The organism is Pseudoalteromonas sp. MM17-2, assembly GCF_022347945.1.
GTDB classification, from domain to species: Bacteria; Pseudomonadota; Gammaproteobacteria; order Enterobacterales; family Alteromonadaceae; genus Pseudoalteromonas; species Pseudoalteromonas ruthenica.
The window spans coordinates 33,731-54,646 of sequence record NZ_JAKRFV010000006.1; the positions used below are offsets into that span (position 1 = coordinate 33,731).

The window sequence follows — 20,916 nt, forward strand, 5'->3', positions numbered from 1 at the left end:
TAATTAAACTGACCTTATAGACCTTGGGGGGTTACAGGCAAAAACAACCCACTTGTGCAAAAACCTTGGCTTTGCTAGCGTGTCGCAATCGCCATTGCACTGCCATAACCATGCATTTTATCGCCCTAACCGCTGAATTGAACGACACCATTGCTGAGCTATTGCACCGCTTTAATGAGCTTAGCCAAGAGCAACAACACCTTGCCCGAGTGTTAGCCGCCATTTATAAACCGATTGAGTTGCATGCCCTGACACGCATTGTGCAGCATCCGGACATGGCTGCAATCGCGCACTTCAGCGACAAAACCTTGAAACATGCCATTACCGAGTTAAAAGCCTTAGAACTGGTGCAGCAAAGTCGCCACGGCGTGGTTATTAACCGTTTAGTCGCCAATTCACTGGTGCGCAGCGCCATAGCTAAAAATCATTACTTGGCAACGTTAACCGCTGCCGAGACCGTGGTGCCGGTGTTGAGTAGTTACCAGTGGCAAGAGCAAACCGCCGATCAGCGTCGCCTTATTCGCGATATGTATTTCCTTGGTGAACACAAGCGGGTGATGGAGCTGTTGGCACTGCCTAAAAACCCGCTACAACTTGATTGGCAACAAAGTCCGGCGCTGTGCGGCTTGGTGTTCTATCCCTTTAACCTTGATAAGTTCAAGACCCTGGATGCACGTTTACAGTATCAAGCCTTCGCCACCCTACTGGCAGCACATCGGCAACAAGGCCAAAGCACGGCAGTACTAGTGCAGTACTTACATCAAGCTTGTGTCGCACTGCCGGACAACACCTGGCTACACAATCTAAAGGCGGAGCAATATTTATGGCGTGGCGATATCACTCAACTGGCGGCCCATATTAATCCGCAAGATACCGAGTTATATAGTTTATTACTGCAAGGCAGTGCTGCTTTTTTACAACAACAATTCGCAGCAGCGAAGCAGTTATTTGAACAGGCACTACAGGCCAAAAGTCGATATCAACGGCGTAAAAAGCAATACTTGGAAGGGATCTACGGCCTTTTTTACCAGCTCACCTTGCTCACTCTAGGCAGTGGCCAAGACCGCAGCCCCTTGCAGACCCTAGAGCAGCAACTGGATCACCAACAACAAGACAAGCAACGCAGCGAATTTGCACTGACTATCGAGTTGGTTTTAAGGCGCTTTATGCATCATCTCAAAGGCCGTGATAGTTACCGATTTCGCGCCGATTACTTGGGTTTCTGTCGTAAAGGGGAGTTGAATTATCAGCTTTATGTGGTGTTTGCGCTGGCAGCGTACCGCTGGAGTTCGCAATCACCGGAGCCGTGGTTATTAGCGCTCAAAGACCCAGCTCAACGTTTCTTCGAACATAGCCAATGCCAGCTGTTTGGCGCTTTTTTGCAGCAGTTTGACGGCTTATCTACCGACGTTCCCATCAACATTGCGCATTTACTCCGAAGCCAAGAAAGCTGGGATATCGCCCTTGAACAGCTGCTTGCGCTTGATACTCAAACTGACAACACACGCGATGAAGACACTCGGTTAGTATGGCAATTAACCTCTGAGCGTTTTGCAGCAACACTCAAACCAAAACAACAAAAACGCAGTAAACATGGTTGGAGTAAAGGCAAAGCCGTGTCGTTACAGCGCCTGCATAAAGAGCCTCAGAGCTTTAACCTGAGCCACCAAGACCAGGCTATCTGCGCCCAAATCGACGTGCGCACCGGCCATGACTTCTACCGCAGCAAAGAATACCATTTACCCCTTGCCAGCGCCCTACCCTGTGCCGTCGGCGCCGACAATATTGTTGATGAGCAAGGCCATGCTTTGGAGCTGGTGCAGCGCGAGCCTAGCCTCCGCATCGTCACCCATGGCGATGAGCTTAGCCTCAGTATCGCCCAGTTGCCCACCCAGATTTATCAGGCAGAGCCGCCACTTACCTCGGTACGTATGCCTCGCCCTGGGGTGTGTGAGTTCACCATTTTTCAGCAACAGCACCTGCAAGTGGTTAATATCGTTGGCGAAGCGGGGCTCACCATACCCAGTCACGCGAAAGCAAAAGCACTGCAAAGCATCCGCGCTATTGCGCCATTGATAAACATCGAGTCAGACATCGATGGCATCGGCGAAGCACTCATACAAACAGAACCCGCTGCTGAATTAGTGATCAACATCACCCCTTTGGCGTCGGGGTTAAAGTTCGACTGCGTAGTGATGCCTTTTGGCGAGCATGGCCCGACCATGAAGCCAGGGGTGGGCAGCCGCAATGTCAGTGCTCATATTGACGGCAAGCGTATTGCTCTACAGCGCGATCTCGCCTACGAACAACGTTTGCTCGAGCAACTTGATGAGCATTGCAGTGATTTCCGGGCCATGAGCGACACCAGCTTGTCACAACCCGATTGGCAACCTGCGCTGGTCACTTTAGAGCAATTACAATTGGCGTTAGCCAACCAACACCCTGATTTACCGCTCAAGCTGCGTTGGCCGCGAGGAAAAGCTATTACCTTGACGCAGCCACTAAAAAGTGAGCATTTACAACTCAGTATCAGCCAAAAAAATGAGTGGTTTGATATTACCGGCAGCGCCACATTGGACGATGGCAAGGTGCTGGAATGGCAGGCTTTGATCACCGCTTTCGCCACCAGTGGGGGGCGCTTTATTACCTTGGAAGATAATCGTATTGTGGCGCTCAGTGAGCAACTCAAACAGCAGCTCGAAGTGCTCAGCGGGGCTGCCGATCAGGGCTTATATCACCCGCTAACCAGCCGCTTAATTCGCGACCATACCACAGGTATGCGCATGCAAACTGTGCCTGGCTGGGAACAATTAGATCGCCGCATGCGTGAAGCCAATACGTTACAGCCGCCACTCCCCAGCACCTTTCAAGCACATTTGCGCGACTATCAATTGCAAGGTTTTGACTGGGCCATGCGTCTCGCCCACTGGGGGGCGGGAGGATGTTTAGCCGACGATATGGGCTTAGGTAAAACGGTGCAGGCTTTGGCGGTTTTAGTTGCCCGCGCCGGGGATGGCCCAGCGCTGATCATTGCCCCTACCTCGGTGTGCTTTAATTGGCAGCAAGAGGCGCAGCACTTCGCTCCGACCTTAACGCTAACACAATTCTCAGAACTAAAAGATCACCAGAGCAGAGCGCAAAAAGTGCAGGCGCTTGGCGCCGGCGATGGTTTAGTGATCAGCTACCAGCAACTACAGCGTCATATTGAGTTACTTGAGCCCATCCGCTGGCATAGCATTATTGCCGACGAAGCTCAGGCGTTAAAAAACCCGCTGGCTAAACGCACTCGCGCTGCGTACGCCCTAAAAGGCGAATTTAAACTGATCACCACAGGCACCCCCATTGAGAACAACCTCACCGAATTGTGGAGTTTGTTTCGCTTTATTAACCCTGGTTTGCTGGGCAACTTAAAACGCTTTAGTCGCCGCTTTACCCACATCATTGATAATGCCGATCAGGAGCCGGCCAAGGCCTTAAAGGCACGCCGGGCACTCAAGGAACTGATCAAACCTTTTATGCTACGCCGCTTAAAGTCGCAAGTTTTGCAGGAGCTGCCGCAAAAGACTGAGATTAACCAGTTAGTCCCATTGAGCGACGAAGAACAGCATTTTTATGAAGCGCTGCGCCAGCAGGCCCTTGAGCAACTGCAACAACTAGAGCAGCTCGATAACCCCGGTGAACAACGCATCCAAATGTTGGCGCAGTTGACTAAGTTGCGTCAGGCTAGTTGTCACCCACAATTAGCAATGCCACAAAGCACCTTAACCAGTAGTAAACTCGAAGCCCTTGATGAACTACTACAGGAGCTACTTGAGAATAATCATAAAGCACTTATTTTTAGCCAATTTGTCGGCCATTTGCGGTTATTGGAAGCGCATATTAAGCGCCGTGGCATCGCCTATCAATATCTAGACGGCAGCACCCCAGCCGCTGCGCGCAAAGCACGTATTGAGGCCTTCCAGCAAGGCCAAGGGGAAGTGTTCTTAATTAGCCTTAAAGCCGGTGGCTCAGGCTTGAACCTCACGGCGGCCGACTATGTTATTCACATGGATCCTTGGTGGAACCCAGCGGTGGAGCAACAGGCTTCTGATCGCGTTCACCGTATGGGGCAAACACGACCAGTGACCATCTACCGACTCATTGCCAAAGGCACTATTGAAGAAAAGATTCTCGCCCTGCATCAGCACAAGCGCGAATTAGCCGACACCTTACTCAGTGATTTTGATAGCACTGCACAGCTCAGTGTCAGCGAGATGATGGCTATGCTTAAAGACACCTTTTAACTCTGTACCACAGCAAGCACAAAAGCCCGCTTAAATAAGCGGGCCGGCTGTCTACACTGAGTTGTACTTATTGCATGGGCATCAAAACGGTGTCGATGACGTGGATGACGCCATTGTCACTTGCCACATCCGCCGAGCTCACCACCGACTCGTCGATATACAGCGCTCCATCTTGCAGTGACAAAGTGCTCATATCACCATTGGCCATGGTGACCATTGGGTTGTCTGAATTAGCGATATCAATGGCCGCATCAGAGTTCACCGTAGCATCAGCAACTACATGATATAAAAGTACATTTGTAAGCGCTTCAGGATCGGCTAACAGCGCATCTAAGGTCGCTTGGTCAAGCTTATCAAACGCCGCATCGGTGGGAGCAAACACCGTAAACTCGCGCTCTAAGTCTGCCAAGGTTTGCTCAAGCCCAGCCTCTTGCAACGCACTGACTAGGGTTGTGAAATTACCATCGGCTACGGCAACATCCACGATTGACTGCTCACTAGGCGGCATTAGCACGCTATCAATCACATGAATAACACCGTTGTCAGCAGCCACATTGGCGGTGGTTACCTGCGCATTGTCAATGTACAACATGTCATTTTGCAACGATAACGTCGCTGTATCGCCATTGGCCATGGTGATCATCGGCTGCTCTGAGTTAGCCACAGCAATGGCCGCGTCTGATTGCACTGTGGCATCAGGAAGTACGTGATAAAGCAACAAATCTGATAGCGCTTCAGCGTCGGCAAATAGCGCATCGACAGTAGCTTGGTCAAGCTGTTCAAAGGCCGCATCGGTCGGGGCAAAAACGGTAAATTCACGATCTAAATCGGCTAAAGTGGTATCCAGCCCGGTGGTTTGCAAAGCCGCCACCAAAGTGCTGAAGTTGCCATTACCGACGGCGACATCGACCACAGATTGTGCTGGTGCCGGAACTTGAACTTCACCAACAACAACAGTATCGAGCACATGGATAATACCGTTAGTAGTTTGGATGTCTGTCATGGTCACTGTGGCATCACCAAATTTTAGCGTGTCGTTTTCGCCATCAATGGTTATATCTATCTGATTGCCTGATACCGTCTGTGCTTGTTGGCCATTCAAAGAAAATGCCGTGATTGAGTCTACCGAGCCACTGACAACATGTTGCAACAAAATCTCTTTGAGCACTTCAGGGTTGGCCAGTAACGTGTCGATAGTGGCTTGCCCTAATGCCGCAAAAGCCGCATCAGTCGGAGCAAAAACAGTGAACTCCTGTGATTCATCACTCAAGGTTGCGACCAAATTAGTCGCTTCAAGGGCCGCCGCCAAGGTGGTGAAGTCGTCGCTGGCAACCGCTGTTTCAATAATATTCATCGTTGGCTGCTGCGGTTGCGATTGTGGCGGCGTCAATACCGCATCAATCACATGGATCACGCCGTTGTTGGCGCTAATATCCGTGGTGGTCACGGTGGCCGTGTTGACCAATAACTGGTCGCCAGATAAAGACAAGCCTAATGCTGCACCATTGACTGTCGCAATGGTTGAGCCTGCGGCGTCAATTGCGGCACTTGAGCTGACCCGAGAGTCCAAAACATGATAAGTGAGGATCGCCGAGAGGGTATCAGGGTCCTCAAGCAAGGCATCAATGGTTTCTTGCCCAAGCAAGGCAAAGGCGTCATCAGTGGGTGCGAACACTGTAAATTGGCTGTCGGTATCGCTGAGAGTGGCATCTAGCCCGGTGGCCTGAAGTGCAGCGGTCAAGGTTTCAAAATCCTCAGACGCAGCGGCAACATCAACCACTGTAGTAATGGGCGCTTCGGGCGGCTCGACGACAGCAGTATCGTTGTCATCATCATCGCTACAAGCAGTAGTAAGCGCCAACAAACCTGCTATGAGCGTTAATTTCAGATAGTCTTTCACGTTTGCTTTCCTTTTTTTAAGTGAGACAGCAAACTCAACTACGTCGGTAACGATAATAAAAGATCAATAAAGTGTTACTTTATTTATACAAGCTGTGCCTACATCATCAACAAACAACTGTGATTCTCTCTATCATAAGCACATAGTAACTATCTAAATAAATTGAGATTTCTATCGTTTTCAGAGCAAGTAAAAAGCATCAAGAGTGCTCCTAACTATTGCTCAATTTTATACAACCACATTGTAAGTGATAATTATTTTCATTATACTTAAGCTCTGTTTTCAGTTTTACTTACTACAATAACTATGCGCTACTGTTCTATTTTCTTAGCTGTAATTAGCTCTTTACCGGCTCTTACTCTTGCCAATACGGCCACCGAGCAAGATCAAGCGAATAACGATACCATAGAGAAAATTGAGGTAGTTGGTCGCGCGTTTTCTCTTTATCGGCCCACAGAATCAAGTTTCGGTACCCGCACCAACACGCCTTTGGAAAAAATTCCACAGTCGATTCAGGTACTGCCACAAGCATTAATAAGCGATCAAGCTGCACGCCAGATCACCGATTTATACAGCAATATCGCCGGTGTTAATGCGTTTAGTTATTCTGGGGTAACCTTTCGCGGCTTTCGCCAAGACGAAATTCTCTATGATGGTGTAAAGGGCGACCCATTTAATGGTTTTGCTGTTCCCCAGCTATTTAATATTGAACAAGTCGCCGTGCTCAAAGGGCCAGCTGGCGCAGTGTATGGCAGTGGTAACCCAGGCGGCATTATTAACTACGTGACTAAAAAGCCGCAGTTTAGTGAGCAAACCACGGTAGAACTAGAGATTGGGAATGATGATTATCTTAGCGGAGCGTTTGAAAGCACCGGCGCCATCAGTGATTCCGACGCTCATGCCTATCGCGTTGGTCTATACCGCGATAGCGAAGAGCCCTTTCGCGCCAACACTACCACCGACAACACCATTGTCGATCTGGGCTATACCTGGCTGGCCACTCACGATACCGAGCTGACGCTACAGTATACCTATATAGAACAAGAGCTAGGTGGCGCACGCTTGCGTGGCGTTCCTGTAGACGAACAAGGTAACTTCATCACCGATATTAGTTGGAATCACAACGAAGCGACTGACTTTCAAAACGTTGAGGCCCATGTTTATCAAGCCATTATAAAACATGACCTGAATGATACTTGGCGAATGGATATCACCGCACGTTACTTCGACAACGAGGAACTGCAGAATTATCATGAGCCTCGCGGCCTAGTCGATACTGACAACGACGGCGTGGCTGACTGGAGCCATCGCGAATTTCGTGATCAAATACGCGAAAATGAAGGTTTTAGTCTAACAGCCAACGCCATTGCTGAGTTACAACTTGGCGATACGCAGCATCAAATACTGCTTGGTAGTGATTGGTATAAACATGACTTTGCTGGCGATTACCGTACCGCACGACAACAGAGTAAAGGCGGCCCCGTGCCCGGGCTCGACCTACACAACCCAGAGTATGGCCTGACTTCACGCGCCGACTATAACATGGACGCCATTGCCTCTCGCTTGAGCGAGACCACGCTGACGCGTTGGGGTGTCTATGCACAAGACCAAGTCGATTTAACTGACCAATGGAGTGTGACTGCAGGGCTACGTTACGATCACTTTGAAGACCGTGATGAGCTCAATCACACCGAATTCTCCGACAGCGATATAACTTATCGTCTCGGTACGAGCTATAACATCAATAACATGTTCTTCCCTTATGCCTTGCACGGTACCGGATTTGTGCCGCAAAGCGCGAGCAATCAAGACCCTGCTGCTGGTGGCCCGTTTGACCCAGAACACAGCCGTATCAATGAGTTAGGACTAAGAACTAAGCTTTTCGATGACAGCCTCGCGGTGAACATTGCCACCTACGATATTGTTCGCGAGAATATCTTACAGCCCAGCTTGCTCGGTGATATTGGCAATGATGGCACCGATGATCTGGTGGCCTTGGGAGAAGTGCAAAGTAAGGGGATTGAGCTGGAAGTGGTGGGAGATATTACCGAGCGTTGGGTGATCACCGCAAGCTATGCATACAACGACACGCGAATCACCGAATCCAGTGATAGCATTCGCAACCAAATTCCCGACAGCGACAAGTTTGCTAATGCGCCACAAAACACGCTGGGAGTCTGGACTCGCTATGAGCTGCCACAGCTTAACTCATCAATTTCCGCAGGTTTAGACTATGTCGACGAGCAAATGAGCCTAGGTGGATTGCCGGTGAAGCCTTACACCATTTACAATATGGCATGGCAAACCCAGTATCAAAACTGGCAATGGCAGCTCTCGGTTAAAAACCTCTTCGACAAAGAGTATGCATCCAGCGGCTTTATTACCCGTACAGGGCACTTCCCTGGCGAACCTCGTCGCATTTATGTGAGCGCCAAGTATCGTTTTTAAGGAATACCAGTGAGCGCTAGGCAGTGGTTTAATGTGCACTCATGGGCAGGGCTGTTTGTTGGCGCCCTGCTTTTTGTGACTTGTTTATCGGGTACTTTAGCAACACTCAGTCACGAGCTTGAGTACCTGAGTGATAGTCAGTTTCGCGCTATCAGTGACAGTGGCGACACCGATTTTGCCGCCATTGAACGCACCTTGAATACGCATTACCCCGGTGCTCAGGTGATGTATCTAACTCGCCATAAACAAGACTATCTCGCCACTGAAGTTCAGTTAAAAATACAAGGGTCTTTTCGCTTCGTGTATGTGGATGGTGCCACCGGTGCATTACTCGGAGAGGGGCCGTGGGCGCGTATCTCACGATTCTTGCGTAACTGGCATATGACCCTATCCATGGGCTGGATGGGGAAGCTGATCATCACCAGCTTAAGCTTACTATTAGTGGTGTTGTTGGTGTCCAGCCTTTACGTATACCGTCAGTGGTGGCGTCACTTTTTGAAGCGCCCCGCTGCTCTCAGGCTTCGCAAGCGCAATAGCTGGTCCGATTGGCATAAACTCCTCGGCCTGTGGAGCTACTGGTTTATCTTGGTGATGGCACTAACGGGGTTATGGTATTTAGTTGAACACGGCCTACAAACGGCGAAGATAGATCATTATGTTGCACCGCCGCCAGCAGTGACTCAATTGGCCAATCAAAATGAAAAGAGCACACGCCCGCCGCTCACTTTGAGTGCCGCTTATCAGGCAGCAAAGCAGGCCTTCCCAAGCATGGATATTCGCTATATCAGCTACCCACAACACAGTCATCAGGCTATCCAAATTCGCGGTTACAACGACGATATACTGCTGCGTCTACGCGCTAATAAGGTCTATTTGCACCCGGCAACAGGTGCCGTATTAGGTATTCAAAAAGGCGAGCAGCTGCCCTTAGTACCGCGCCTAAAAGACACCGCCGATCCATTGCACTTTGGTAACTTTGCCGGCCTCGGCACTAAGCTCATTTGGGCGTTCTTTGGCGCGCTGATGACCTTTGTGAGCGGTGCTGGAGTGGTGATGGGCTGGTTACGAGTGCGACGTAAAACCTCTGCTATTCGCTGGCTAGGGGTATCCGGCGTTATCGCTATTGCATTAGTGCTTGCCTCGGTGGTTGCCACGAGTATGTCATTTAGTGTGCGCAACGTTCCGGCGCAGTTATTTTCGCCAGTGCTCGGCGTTGAGAAGTAAGAGGGTGTTGCAATAGTGCTACCACTCTAAAAATAACAATTAATCCCTTAACTATTGAGTTGAAAGTAAAAAATTAGCGATTAATCAGCTTTATTAGCAAAAAATGAACAAATGATTATTGTTTGTACTTACATAACAGATCTATAATGCGAACGATTTTCATTTTTTATACAGGGAATTATTATGAAGTCCTCTCCCGCTCTCGCTCCCTTAGCCAGTGCTATTACTTTGGCGTTATGTGCAGCAAACAGCTTAAACGTTCACGCCGATGTTCAGGATATCGAAAAGATTATTGTCAGTGGTCAAAAAATTGATCGCGGTCTACAAGAAACCCCCACCAGCGTTGCCGTAATAACAGAGCAAACGGTAGAGCGTGAGAACCTCAATACCTTCTATGATGTCCTTGCTCGGACCCCCAACGTATCTGGAACTGACGGTGCAGGCTTTAATATTCGTGGCATTGATGCGTTTAATGTTACCGGCGGCGGCTCTGGCGGTTTAGCCAGTGTGTATATCGATGGCGCGCCTGTGCCGTACAGAATGATGCAACAAGGCGGCTTTTCTACTTGGGATATCAGCCAGGTGGAGGTTCTTCGAGGCCCGCAATCGACCCTGCAAGGCCGTAATGCACTGGCAGGCGCGGTGGTCATGAATACCCGCGATGCAGAGCAAGAATACAGTTTGAAAGCTCGCCTGGGCATGGGCGAATACGGTGCTCAAGAAGCCGCTATTGCTCTTGGAGGTGGCCTAGTTGAGGATGAACTGGCATTTCGTCTCAGTGCTGAAAAACGCGATAGCGATGGTTACAACACCAATGTGGCTACCGGTGAAGAATCGGACTTTGACGACAATGAATTCTATCGCGCTAAGCTACGCTATACGCCGACAGCCTTACCCCAGTTTGAAGCACAACTGAGCTTTATGCACAGCGAAAACGAAAAAGGCATCGAATGGGTAGCGACACAAAGCGGTAATACGGCTTATCCGATTAACGATATCTTTGCTGATCGTTACGTTTATCTCGACTCACCAACCTTTGAGTTTACCGATACCGACATGTACGCGCTCAATATGCAGTACGACCTTACTGATTTTTGGCGCCTCACTGCAATCACTACTTACTCTAACTCAAAGTATGGCTATGAATGGGATGGCGATGCGTCGATGGTTGGACCGCAATCAACACTCACCGATCGCCGCGAAGACAAAACCACTTCTCAAGAACTGCGCTTAACCTATGATGGTGAACGCCTCAGTGGGTTAATCGGGCTTTACTATTCCGATGTTGATGTTAATGACATCAGCAGTGGCGAGCGTGGTGTCACCTTTGAGCAGCTGGGTGTACGCACGTTATTGACAGCCCCCCCAGAGTTTGGCGGGCTGGGACTACCCGCTGTGTTAGCCGAACAAGTGCTGCAATTATACCGTGGCGCTGACCCCTTGTTTATTAGCCAGTCTGCCCATTATGTGCAAGGGATCACCACCACCGCCTTGTTCGCTGATTTTACCTATGAGCTAAACAACCACTGGGACGTATTCGCTGGCCTACGCTATGACCGCGAACAACAGGAAAACGGCAACACCACCGATATCAGTATCAGTGCACGCACCGAACAAGCGCTACCACAACCCAGTGACTATGCGTTTGATCCCATGCTGGCACAACTGATTGGCGGCATTAATCAGCAATTATACGCGATGGCCGCCGACGCCTCAGGCGACGAGCCTGTTGAAGACGCTGACTTTGATGCTTGGCTGCCCAAAGTGGGCGCTACGTATCGCTTCAATGACGACGTATCATCTAGTTTTACAGTGCAACGCGGTTATCGCTCAGGTGGTGTGGGCACTAATATTGCCCAGTCGACGCCCTTTACGTTCGACCCTGAATACACTTGGAACTACGAGTTAGCAATGCGTTCCGTGTGGCTTGACGACGCATTAGTACTCAACGCCAACCTCTTTTATTTGGACTGGGAAGACCAGCAAGTTGATGTCTATCTATCCAGTAACCAATATGATCGTGAGGTTCGCAACGTTGGCGCGTCCCATGTCCAGGGTTTTGAAACCGAATTAAGTTACTCGCTCAACCCAAGCACTCGCCTCTACGGCGGTATTGGTTATTCGCAAACAGAGTTTGACGACTTCGTGCAACTCTTTAATGGCGTCGAGACCAATTACAGCGGACGCGAATTCGCCGGTGCGCCGCAATGGACTGCGCTAATGGGAGTTGATTACTTCTCACATCAAGGTTGGGTCGCCAATGTGAATGCCAGCTACACCGGCAGCTCCCAACGCCTATCCACACCCTTAGAACAGGGGTTAGACCCACGCAATGACGCCCACTGGCTGGTCAATGCCCGTGTAGGCTATCAATGGCAGCATTATGGTGTGTACGCCTTAGTGCAAAATGCGCTTGATGAGCAATATGTTGTATTAGCCCCAGCGGGACTTGGCAACCAAACCTTAGGCGCTCCGCGTACCTTCAGTGTGCGCTTCGAAGCGCAATTTTAGTTAGGCATTCATCGCGCGGCCCAGCGCCGCGCTCAAGGGGCAATAATATGACAAAAAAACGCACCTTCAGTGCCACCAAGCGTCGGCACTTTCTTGCCTGCGTGTTGGCACTGCTCACCTCGGTAGTGATTATTCCGGGCATGACAACCTATTTACCTTTTGCCATGAGCGAGCAAATTCTCATGCCAATTATGCTGTTTCCGCTTATTTGGACGGCGCTATTTATGTACGCATATATGGCGGAAAAGGCATGGCATCCGTTGGCAGTAATGGTACTGCTGATAGTTATTCATGGCGTATTGAGTTTTATCGCCCTAACAGGAGCAACAGGATGAAATCATTAACCATCAAGAAGCTCTTTAATATCCACAGTTGGGTGGGAGTTATCACCGCTGTATTGCTGTTTATTGTCGCCTTTAGTGGTGCTATTGCGGTATTGAGTCGCCCTGAGCTGAAAATATGGGCGAACCCCGAAATTCAGCAGGCTCCAAAAATACCAGCGCAAGCAATCACTGAGCTTGTGAATCAATACCATGAGCAAGTACCCGCGCCGTTCGGTGAAAATATTCATGTGTACTTGCCTAGCGGCCATAACACTCATTTACTGACCTTGTTATTTGAATCGCACCATGGTGATGATAATTACGACCAGGCTGTGGCACACGTTTTTCAATTTCATCCCAACACCTTGGCGTTGCAATCGACTTACTATGGTCCGAGCCAAACCTTCTATGCTAAGCGCAAAACAGATGCTGCCAGCTTTATTGGCCACTTTCATGCCGACTTACATCTCGGCCGACCGATTGGGCTAATACTCACAGGGGTGCTAGGTTTGACGCTGTTGGTGTCGACGCTCACCGGGCTGTTTATCCACCGTCAGTTTTTGCGGCAACTGTTTACCTTTCGCCGCCATAAAGGGACCAGTCTGTGGGTGAGTGACGGGCACAAAGTAATGGGGATTTGGGGAAGTCTCTTTCATGGCGTGATTGGTTTTACCGGGGCATTCCTTGGCCTAGCCACGGTTATTTTATTGCCAGCCGCCGCTTTGGTTAGCTTTGGCGGCGATCAAGATAAGCTGGTGGAAACATTTACCGCCATTCCTGAGCCAGTTATCAGCCATCAGTATCAACCGACCCAACTGGCCGATATTCTTGCTGATGCCGAGCAGCGCTTCGCCGATGCTCATATTCTTGATGCCACGATTATGGCGCATAACGACGCCAACAGCGAAGTCTACCTGCGTTTGCTTGGCGGGGAGTCGGTGGCCTCGCAGTTACTGCATTATCACGGCGATGGCGAGTACATAAAATCAATGAGTAGCTTTGGCGATATCCCCGGCGTGTCCATCAAAGTGTTAGAGCTATTGTTTCCCTTGCACTTTGGTAATTTCGGTGGGATTTTTATCAAGCTCGTGTGGACTGCACTGGGCTTAACCACTGCACTATTGCCACTGTCAGGGATCATGATGTGGTTAAGTAAACGCGCTCGAGGCAACAACCCGAGCTTAAGCCACAAAGCTTATCAGCGCTGGAATCGCTTTATTATTGGCAGCTGTGGCGGCTTAGTACTGGCCTGTATGTTACTGTTTCCGGCGCAAGTGCTCATAAATGCCTATATTCCACCCACCGCGCACAATGCCGTTATCGGCCCGCTGTTTTTCTATTCATGGTTGCTCTGGTTACTGCTGGGCGCATTACCTTGGCATTATCATCGCTATTTCCAAGCGACATTAGCATGCATAGGCAGCTTAGCGTTGTTGGTGCTACCGCTTAACGTTTTACTCTCTGAAAACCACGTTCTTAATGCTGGCAGCTTATTGGTAAGTAGTGTTGATATCGGCTTTTTTGCTATTGGCTTGGGTTGCTACTACGCCCTTAGACGCCTCTATAGAGGCGCTGCAACACAGTCGCAGCTTGTTAATCAGGAGCAACAAGTATGAAGCTAATAATACTCGTGTGTGTCTCGATGCTACTGTTGGCCGCCACCGGGTTAGTGCGTAAACACCCTAAAACCCCACTCACTGTGCTGAGCTCGGTGCTTGGTTATGGCTTAGCAGCCTGGGGGTTTGTTTATGTCTACGGCGTTATCGGCGGCGCTTTCACTTTCATTGCCAGTGCCTTATTAGCAGGGATAGTTATCGCCTTGAGTTTAGGCAAGCCTGACCAGCAATAACGGCCTCAAGCGCCACCACTGACGTCAATAAAGGTGCCAGTGGTGAAACTTGCTTGTTCACCGAGTAGCCAGGCAATGGCTTGTGCTACTTCGTGAGCATGCCCACAACGGCCTAAAGGTAACTGCGGCCCAAGGCGATGCACACGCTCTGGTTCTCCACCGTCGCCATGAATATCAGTGGCAATCACGCCCGGACGCACGCCATTGACGCGGATGCCTCGCGCGGCAACCTCTTTCGCTAAGCCGATAGTGAAGCTATCCATGGCTCCTTTTGATGCTGCGTAATCGAGATACTCAAAAGGCGCACCTGTGCGCGCTGCAGCTGAAGATACATTAACGATAGCGCCGTTATCAGGCATACGTAGCAACGCTGCTTGAGCACATAAGAAGGCACTGGTTACGTTCACACTCAAAGTGCGATTGATGCGCTGAGCATTGAGCCCTGCCAGCGAGGTTTGCGCTGCCAAGATGCCAACATTATTCACCAAATGAGTGAGGCCGCCGCAATGCTCATCAATGGTCGCAAAGAGACGCTCTACCTCTGACTCTTGGCTGACGTCGCCAGCCACGGCGAGCGCTATGCCACCACCTTGTTCAATCTCTGCTACGAGTGCATGCGCGGCGCGATGATTATTCAGGTAGTTAATGACGACTTGATAACCTTGCTCAGCTAACAGCCGGGCTGTTGCTGCGCCAATGCCTCGACTTGCGCCGGTGACTAGTACGGTATGTTTATTCATAACTTAACTGCACAAAAAAAGCGGCTAACGCCGCTTTTCTTATTTTTCTTTCATATTCCAAAGAATACCTTGGTCTGAGCCCATAACCGTAGTCGGCATCTGACCATTCCATTGCTGTGCACGCATGTACTCAACTAGGGTGGCATTATTCTTAATGGCTTCAGCTTTCTTCTGCATCGCTTCAGCTTCCGCTAAACCTTTTAGTTTAATTGCTTCCGCTTCGGCCTGCGCCTCGATTTTAATCGAATAGGCTTTACCGTCTGCTTTTGCTTTTGCGGCATCACGTTGAGCCATTGCGGTATTTACTTCACGCTGAGCCTCAAGCTTCTGGCGCTCTAGACGGTGCTTTTCAGCCGCCGCAAGGTTCTTTTCTGTTTGCTTGGTCTCGATAGATTGGATGTACTTTTGCGGCAATACCAAGTCTTCGATTTGCGCAGAATCTAACTTCACCGGATAAGCTTTCATCTCATCAAGTAACAGCTCCTCAATACGAGCGATAACTTGCGAGCGGTTTTGAATCAGCTCTTCTGCTTTGTAACGCGCCAGCGCATCTTTTGTTGCCGAGCGAAGCTTCGGGTCCAAGATACGATTTTCGAACTGGGTCAACCCGCCGTAGCTTTTAAAAAGGTCAAAAGCTTCGGTGCGGATCACTGTCCAGTTGATACTGACTTCAGCGGTTAAGGGCATTTGCTCGTGAGTAGCCGCCCGTAGTTTTTCTACGTTTTTGCGTGTGCGGATTTCTAACATCTCGACACTATCGACGAAAGGTATTTTGGTGTGCAGCCCCGGATTCACTTGTTCGGTGGCTTCGCCAAAGCGTTTAATGATGCCAACATGACCTTCATCAACGGTGTACATCGCACTCATTACCAAAAATACGGCTAATACCATGGCAATGACAGAAATGATAAGTCCTTTTTTCTTGCCTACCGAGGCGGTTAAATCAGGTAGGTTATTATCGTTCATCCTCGTTGTTCCTTAATTACTTCACTGTAGGAACAACGAGTATAAATTAACCATTCACATTTGTTAACTAAGCATTCATATTAATGCCCATGATTCTCAATGGTTAAACTACGGTAAAATAGGGTGGTTACTCGCTCTTTGGGTAACCAGTTGGCGTATTCAAGCTCAAGCGCCCCGAGTGGGTCTGCCGCCAATACTGACTCGAGGTCTTGATGCTCATCAATCGCAGCCACCATCAGTGACTTCGCTTTGCTGAGCAACTGATAATATCTCTGCAGCCCTGCTTTATTGCTCATAGGCCCGTGCCCTGGGATCACCTGAGTGGAGTCATCTATTTGTGTCATCACTTGCTCAACCGCAGCTAAGATGCCGTCCACACTGCCTCCGCTATCCACATCAACAAAAGGCAAGCTACCTAAATTAAAGTAGATATCGCCCATATGCACGACATTGGCGGTATCGAAAAAAATCACCGCATCGCCATCGGTATGCGCATGGGCAAAGTGTACCGCTCTAGCATGCTCGCCGTTAAAATGTAATGTTAAGTCTTGGCCAAAGCTTAGCTTGGGTAAGTACTGTGAACCCTCACCATGCTTTTGCTGCAAACGCTTATGAACATTGTGATGGGCAATAACATGGGCACCAGATTGGGCAAACACTTCGTTGCCGCCGGTATGGTCACCATGGTGATGGGTATTGATCACAAACTCTGGCGCATTCGGGTTGAGATTTTTCAGCGCTGCTTTTATTTTTGGGGCTAACTTGGCAAATTGGTCATCAATGATGTAGGTGCCATCTTTACCTACGTGCGCGGCTATGTTGCCTCCTTGACCGAAAAGAACATGAATGTGTTCGCTCAATTGCTGAGTTTTTATTTCTACTTCTTCAGCTTGAAGTGAGACGCTCATGGTGGTCGCCACCGCTGCCGCTGTAAATAACGAGGGTAATTTCATTGTTTGTCCTGTTGATGGTGTTGTTATTACTGTAGAGAACGCAATTGTCCGTAGTTTAGTTCATATTCGCGCTTTTGGCGGCGTCATATTGTGGCGGCAACAGTGCCCAATGACTTGTTAACAACAACTAATAGCCATATAAATCATACAGTTGCCAACCTAACAAAATTACCCTTATGCACTATACTCAATAGTCATACGATTTTTCATCGGCAGTAGGTCGTCCATTGCAGAAGCTACCCAGCAATACACACTCAGCTGAAGGTATTTTTGAACAGGTTGAAGAGCTCAAGTTTAAGATTATTGTACGCGTTGCTATCTTCGCTGCCGTGATTCACGCTGCTCTGATCCCAGGCTTTTATGTCATCGGCGCGACTCCTTTAGCGATTTTGAACATATTTAGTACCTTAAGCTGGCTACTCGGGATTTGGTTAATTAAAAATAACCGACAAAGTTGGGGGTTAAGGGTGGTCAGCGTTGAGGTAGTGGTACATTCAATTGCCGCCTGTGCCTTTATGGGCACGGAGACGGGCTTTCAGTTTTATCTATGGAGTGTCTCATGTATTTTAATGGTTGATTATAAAATGCGAATGGGTAGCGCAGTGGGCTTCAGCCTGACCTTGATCGCTATATTTGCTGCCATATACATTTTGTTCTCCGGTGTTGCCTATCCCTATGCGTATGGTGAGTTTTTACGCTATATCGAGGTCGCTAACATTCTTGTTGCCGGAGTACCGATGATTTATACCCTTGCACTGATCCGCCGTATCACCCTAGAGCAACGCTCCACGCTCGCAGATATGGCTGCCAAAGATTTTCTTACCGGATTATATAATCGACGCTTTGCCAAAGAGCTTATGTTGAAGTTACACAATCGCTGCAGCACAGCAGAGCAACCCATGTGTGTCGCTATCGGCGATATCGATTATTTTAAGCAGATTAACGACCAATATGGCCACGAAGTCGGTGACAAAGTGCTGGTCGCACTGTCACAAACATTACTTGAACACACTCGCGCCAGCGATGTTGTCGCGCGCTGGGGCGGGGAAGAGTTTATTATTGCCCTGCCCAATATTGATATTGATACCGCCTCGGCAAGGATAGAATCTATCCGCAGTGCCATCAAAACCATGGACGCACGGCAGGTAAGCCCCGAATTGTCATTGACTATGAGCTTTGGTCTTAGCCAGTGGCAACCACAGCAGAGCGTGGAGGACGTTATCAACGTCGCTGATGACGCTCTGTATCGCAGTAAATCCAACGGTCGTGACCAAACAACCTTAGCGGCGTCAGCGCCAGTGACACTGACACAAGTCACCTAATCAGCAGCCCGAAATTCAATGCGATGCAAGGGCTCACCGGGTAATAAAGACGTCGCTTGATGCTCAGCAAACTGCTGATAACCCGCCCGATAAAACGAAGACAACGGATGTGCCGATTGACCACCAGGAATGGCTAAAATAGCGTGTTCCAAACGCCCCGGTTGCGCAATAAATCGCTGTGAAGCGCCAAATTCTGGGCGCTGCACTGCGGGCATAAAGCTATCACCAAACCCGGGGGTAATTGGCATATCCAGCCATGAGCTCAGCAACGGTATCTGTTTGCTAAACGGATGCTTGAGTGCTAACGCATTCACTTTGCCCCATTGCCATTGCTGCATATCATCGCCAAATTTGTCACGCAAACGCTGAGTCGCGAGCGCGAAGCTGCGCATCAGTAAGCTCTGTTTATCGCCCAACTGCCAGCGCTGAGGCTGCGCCAAAAGCTGCCAGGTGGCGGGCTCAAGGTTGCGTTTGATAGGCCCTAGAGACAAAGACTCTTGTGCTAGCGCCGACTCAATATCGGCAAACACGGTGTCCATCACTGCGCTGCGGAAGTAGCGAACTAAGGTATAGCCAATGGAATCAGTGCATGCACAGCCCCGCCAATTGCGAACCGCCTCTAAGTATGGGGAGTTAGGTTCGCTCTGCAAAGTCGTCATCAATAGCGCCTGCCATTTGCCTAAAAAGCGCGCTTCGTTATCAAGTTGCAGGTCAAGGAATGCCTGCTCATCAAACTGTTCACGTGCAGTGAGACGGTCGCGAATTTGTTGCTGGCGCGCTCCTAGCGCATAGCCACCATCACCAAAGCGCTGATGCTGCTGCGCTGACATAACACGCGCATTGGCGGTCCAAATACGCCCCTGCTTAGGATTCATCACGCGTGGTCGCTGCGGCTCATTACTAAACCAAGCTTGTTCAAATTGCTGCTCGGTGATGGCGGTATCACTAGGTTGAGTGCGTGCTGCAATAGCGCCCATGGGCTGCCAGCCTAGCTGGCCCTGGGCATCAACAACCACTAGATTTTGCACCGGCATACCGGCTGTATTCGCTAACTGAAAGGCTTCGGTGACCGTTTTGGTGGTGGCGAGTTCAGCTAAATCAAGGTTCAAGGCATAATCGTAATGACCCACCCAACTAAGCGCGTAGCGCTGACCACCGACTTCGCGCACCGGGCCATAATCGCTCATGAGTAAGCGATATTGATGCACACTGCCATCATCAAGGGCGATGCTCTCTTGCATCTCGACTAAATCAGCGTCGTCGCTAAGGCGAATCCAATCAGATGTGTCGACGTAGGCATTGGTGAATCCCCACGCAATGTGGTTATTACTGCCAACAACAATGGCGGGTGCACCCGGTAACGACACGCCTGTTACTTGGGTATCGGCAATATTCAGCTGCGCACGATACCAAATAATGGGCACCGCTAAGCCTAAATGCATGTCATCGGCGACCATAGGCTGGCCGCTTGTGGTTAACTCCCCCGACACAGCCCAATTGTTGCTCCCCACTTCCAAACTAGGAATGATTTCCCGTATCTGAGCATGCCGCGCTGAAGCCGGCAGCAATGGAATCGTCATCTCTGGTGCCAAGAGTTCGCTGTTATCGAGAGCAGATTGATAAGATGAAGGCTGAGTTAAAAACTGCCGCATTGGCGAACCAAACTGCTGCTCAATACGCTCTAGAACCATGTCACGGGCAAAAGTACCGGCTTGTAAATCGAGGTACATGCTGTAAATCACTAATAAGCTGTCGACTGGCTGCCAAGGCTCAATATCGGCACCCACTAACAAATATTCAAAGGTTTTTAAACTCTGCGCCTGCTGGGCATCATTCACGCCTTGGCTATAACGCTGAAGCAATTGCTGTTGTGTCGGTTTAAGCTGAGCATAAATGCGCTTTGAGCGTTGACGCAGTTGATGGAAACGCATTTTCTTATCCAAAGGCAAAGCGGCCTCACCAAAAAGCGCACTGAGTTCGCCCGCCGCATTACGCCGCAGCAAGTCCATTTGAAAGAAACGGTCTTGCGAATGGGCAAAACCCAGCCCATATGCGGCATCGGCCATTGAGTGAGCATCGACAATGGCTTGCCCTAGCGCATCGCGCTTTATGGTCACCACTTTATCAATACTCTGACTTTGACCGCGACCATCTAGGCTTGGCAAACTGAGATATAAAATGGCATAAAGGAGTGCCGTTACGAGAAGTAGCAAAACAATGACTGCTATCGCTAAGCGCTTAATCCACATCAACATAATCTGTCCATATCGAGTTTATTGTTATTCTGCCCACAGCTAGTGTATGACATTTTTTAAGCTTTGTTCGTGTTAAAGGCAAGTTACCGATATAATAACGGCCATAGTAAGATTTCTTCGCAATCAACTGCGTGTCGCTTTA

13 protein-coding genes are annotated in these 20,916 nt (G+C 49.5%); 8 read left to right on the forward strand and 5 right to left on the reverse strand.

Annotated elements, in window-relative coordinates; all coding sequences use genetic code 11:
* The first annotated feature begins 110 nt into the window (after positions 1–110).
* Positions 111–4,283 (forward strand): DEAD/DEAH box helicase, encoded by a 4,173-nt coding sequence (locus MHM93_RS06890; RefSeq protein ID WP_239448471.1) that lies wholly within the window; start codon positions 111–113, stop codon positions 4,281–4,283.
* Between the two features lie 67 nt (positions 4,284–4,350).
* Here MHM93_RS06890 and MHM93_RS06900 read toward each other — a convergent pair whose 3' ends face one another.
* On the reverse strand, positions 4,351–6,183 hold the full coding sequence (locus tag MHM93_RS06900) for a fasciclin domain-containing protein (protein ID WP_343224157.1): 1,833 nt from the start codon (positions 6,181–6,183) through the stop codon (positions 4,351–4,353).
* Between the two features lie 306 nt (positions 6,184–6,489).
* On the opposite strand from MHM93_RS06900, the gene MHM93_RS06905 reads away from it, so the two are divergent.
* The 6 genes from MHM93_RS06905 (at position 6,490) to MHM93_RS06930 (ending at position 14,538) form a co-directional block, all read left to right on the forward strand.
* Entirely contained in the window at positions 6,490–8,631 is a 2,142-nt protein-coding gene (locus MHM93_RS06905; RefSeq protein ID WP_239448472.1) for a TonB-dependent siderophore receptor, read from the forward strand.
* A 9-nt stretch (positions 8,632–8,640) separates the two neighbouring features.
* A complete protein-coding gene (locus tag MHM93_RS06910) occupies positions 8,641–9,855 on the forward strand; it encodes a PepSY-associated TM helix domain-containing protein (RefSeq protein ID WP_239448473.1) in 1,215 nt (404 codons plus the stop codon).
* A 183-nt stretch (positions 9,856–10,038) separates the two neighbouring features.
* The gene (locus MHM93_RS06915) at positions 10,039–12,366 is read left to right on the forward strand and encodes a TonB-dependent receptor (protein ID WP_239448474.1); all 2,328 of its coding nucleotides are present in this window, start codon (positions 10,039–10,041) and stop codon (positions 12,364–12,366) included.
* A 47-nt stretch (positions 12,367–12,413) separates the two neighbouring features.
* A complete protein-coding gene (locus tag MHM93_RS06920) occupies positions 12,414–12,701 on the forward strand; it encodes a hypothetical protein (RefSeq protein ID WP_022944995.1) in 288 nt (95 codons plus the stop codon).
* A complete protein-coding gene (locus tag MHM93_RS06925; protein ID WP_239448475.1) occupies positions 12,698–14,305 on the forward strand; it encodes a PepSY-associated TM helix domain-containing protein in 1,608 nt (535 codons plus the stop codon). The genes MHM93_RS06920 and MHM93_RS06925 overlap by 4 nt, the downstream gene beginning before the upstream one ends.
* Positions 14,302–14,538: a hypothetical protein gene (locus MHM93_RS06930; RefSeq protein WP_022944993.1), complete on the forward strand. Its 237-nt coding sequence runs from the start codon at positions 14,302–14,304 to the stop codon at positions 14,536–14,538. Before MHM93_RS06925 ends, MHM93_RS06930 begins: the two co-directional genes overlap by 4 nt.
* A gap of 5 nt (positions 14,539–14,543) precedes the next feature.
* Here MHM93_RS06930 and MHM93_RS06935 read toward each other — a convergent pair whose 3' ends face one another.
* The 3 genes from MHM93_RS06935 to MHM93_RS06945 form a co-directional block, all read right to left on the reverse strand.
* A complete protein-coding gene (locus tag MHM93_RS06935; protein WP_239448476.1) occupies positions 14,544–15,278 on the reverse strand; it encodes an SDR family oxidoreductase in 735 nt (244 codons plus the stop codon).
* A 39-nt stretch (positions 15,279–15,317) separates the two neighbouring features.
* Complete coding sequence (locus MHM93_RS06940) at positions 15,318–16,244, reverse strand: prohibitin family protein (RefSeq protein ID WP_022944991.1); 927 nt, start codon at positions 16,242–16,244, stop codon at positions 15,318–15,320.
* Positions 16,245–16,324: 80 nt separating this feature from the next.
* Entirely contained in the window at positions 16,325–17,197 is an 873-nt protein-coding gene (locus MHM93_RS06945) for an MBL fold metallo-hydrolase (protein ID WP_022944990.1), read from the reverse strand.
* 227 nt (positions 17,198–17,424) lie between these two features.
* On the opposite strand from MHM93_RS06945, the gene MHM93_RS06950 reads away from it, so the two are divergent.
* Positions 17,425–18,519 carry a GGDEF domain-containing protein gene (locus MHM93_RS06950; protein ID WP_235419987.1) on the forward strand — a complete coding sequence of 365 codons (1,095 nt, stop codon included), beginning with the start codon at positions 17,425–17,427 and terminating at the stop codon, positions 18,517–18,519.
* On the opposite strand, the gene MHM93_RS06955 is transcribed toward MHM93_RS06950, so the two are convergent.
* Positions 18,516–20,774 (reverse strand): penicillin acylase family protein, encoded by a 2,259-nt coding sequence (locus MHM93_RS06955; protein WP_239448477.1) that lies wholly within the window; start codon positions 20,772–20,774, stop codon positions 18,516–18,518. The genes MHM93_RS06950 and MHM93_RS06955 overlap by 4 nt on opposite strands.
* Positions 20,775–20,916 lie beyond the last annotated feature (142 nt).

What these genes read in the sequence shown, in the direction of transcription:
- MHM93_RS06930 (WP_022944993.1), top strand. Translation starts at nt 14,302, where the DNA reads ATGAAGCTAATAATACTCGTGTGTGTCTCGATGCTACTGTTGGCCGCC.
- MHM93_RS06890 (WP_239448471.1), top strand. Translation starts at nt 111, where the DNA reads ATGCATTTTATCGCCCTAACCGCTGAATTGAACGACACCATTGCTGAG.
- MHM93_RS06915 (WP_239448474.1), top strand. Translation starts at nt 10,039, where the DNA reads ATGAAGTCCTCTCCCGCTCTCGCTCCCTTAGCCAGTGCTATTACTTTG.
- MHM93_RS06925 (WP_239448475.1), top strand. Translation starts at nt 12,698, where the DNA reads ATGAAATCATTAACCATCAAGAAGCTCTTTAATATCCACAGTTGGGTG.
- MHM93_RS06905 (WP_239448472.1), top strand. Translation starts at nt 6,490, where the DNA reads ATGCGCTACTGTTCTATTTTCTTAGCTGTAATTAGCTCTTTACCGGCT.
- MHM93_RS06945 (WP_022944990.1), bottom strand. Translation starts at nt 17,197, where the DNA reads ATGAAATTACCCTCGTTATTTACAGCGGCAGCGGTGGCGACCACCATG.
- MHM93_RS06940 (WP_022944991.1), bottom strand. Translation starts at nt 16,244, where the DNA reads ATGAACGATAATAACCTACCTGATTTAACCGCCTCGGTAGGCAAGAAA.
- MHM93_RS06920 (WP_022944995.1), top strand. Translation starts at nt 12,414, where the DNA reads ATGACAAAAAAACGCACCTTCAGTGCCACCAAGCGTCGGCACTTTCTT.
- MHM93_RS06935 (WP_239448476.1), bottom strand. Translation starts at nt 15,278, where the DNA reads ATGAATAAACATACCGTACTAGTCACCGGCGCAAGTCGAGGCATTGGC.
- MHM93_RS06955 (WP_239448477.1), bottom strand. Translation starts at nt 20,774, where the DNA reads ATGTTGATGTGGATTAAGCGCTTAGCGATAGCAGTCATTGTTTTGCTA.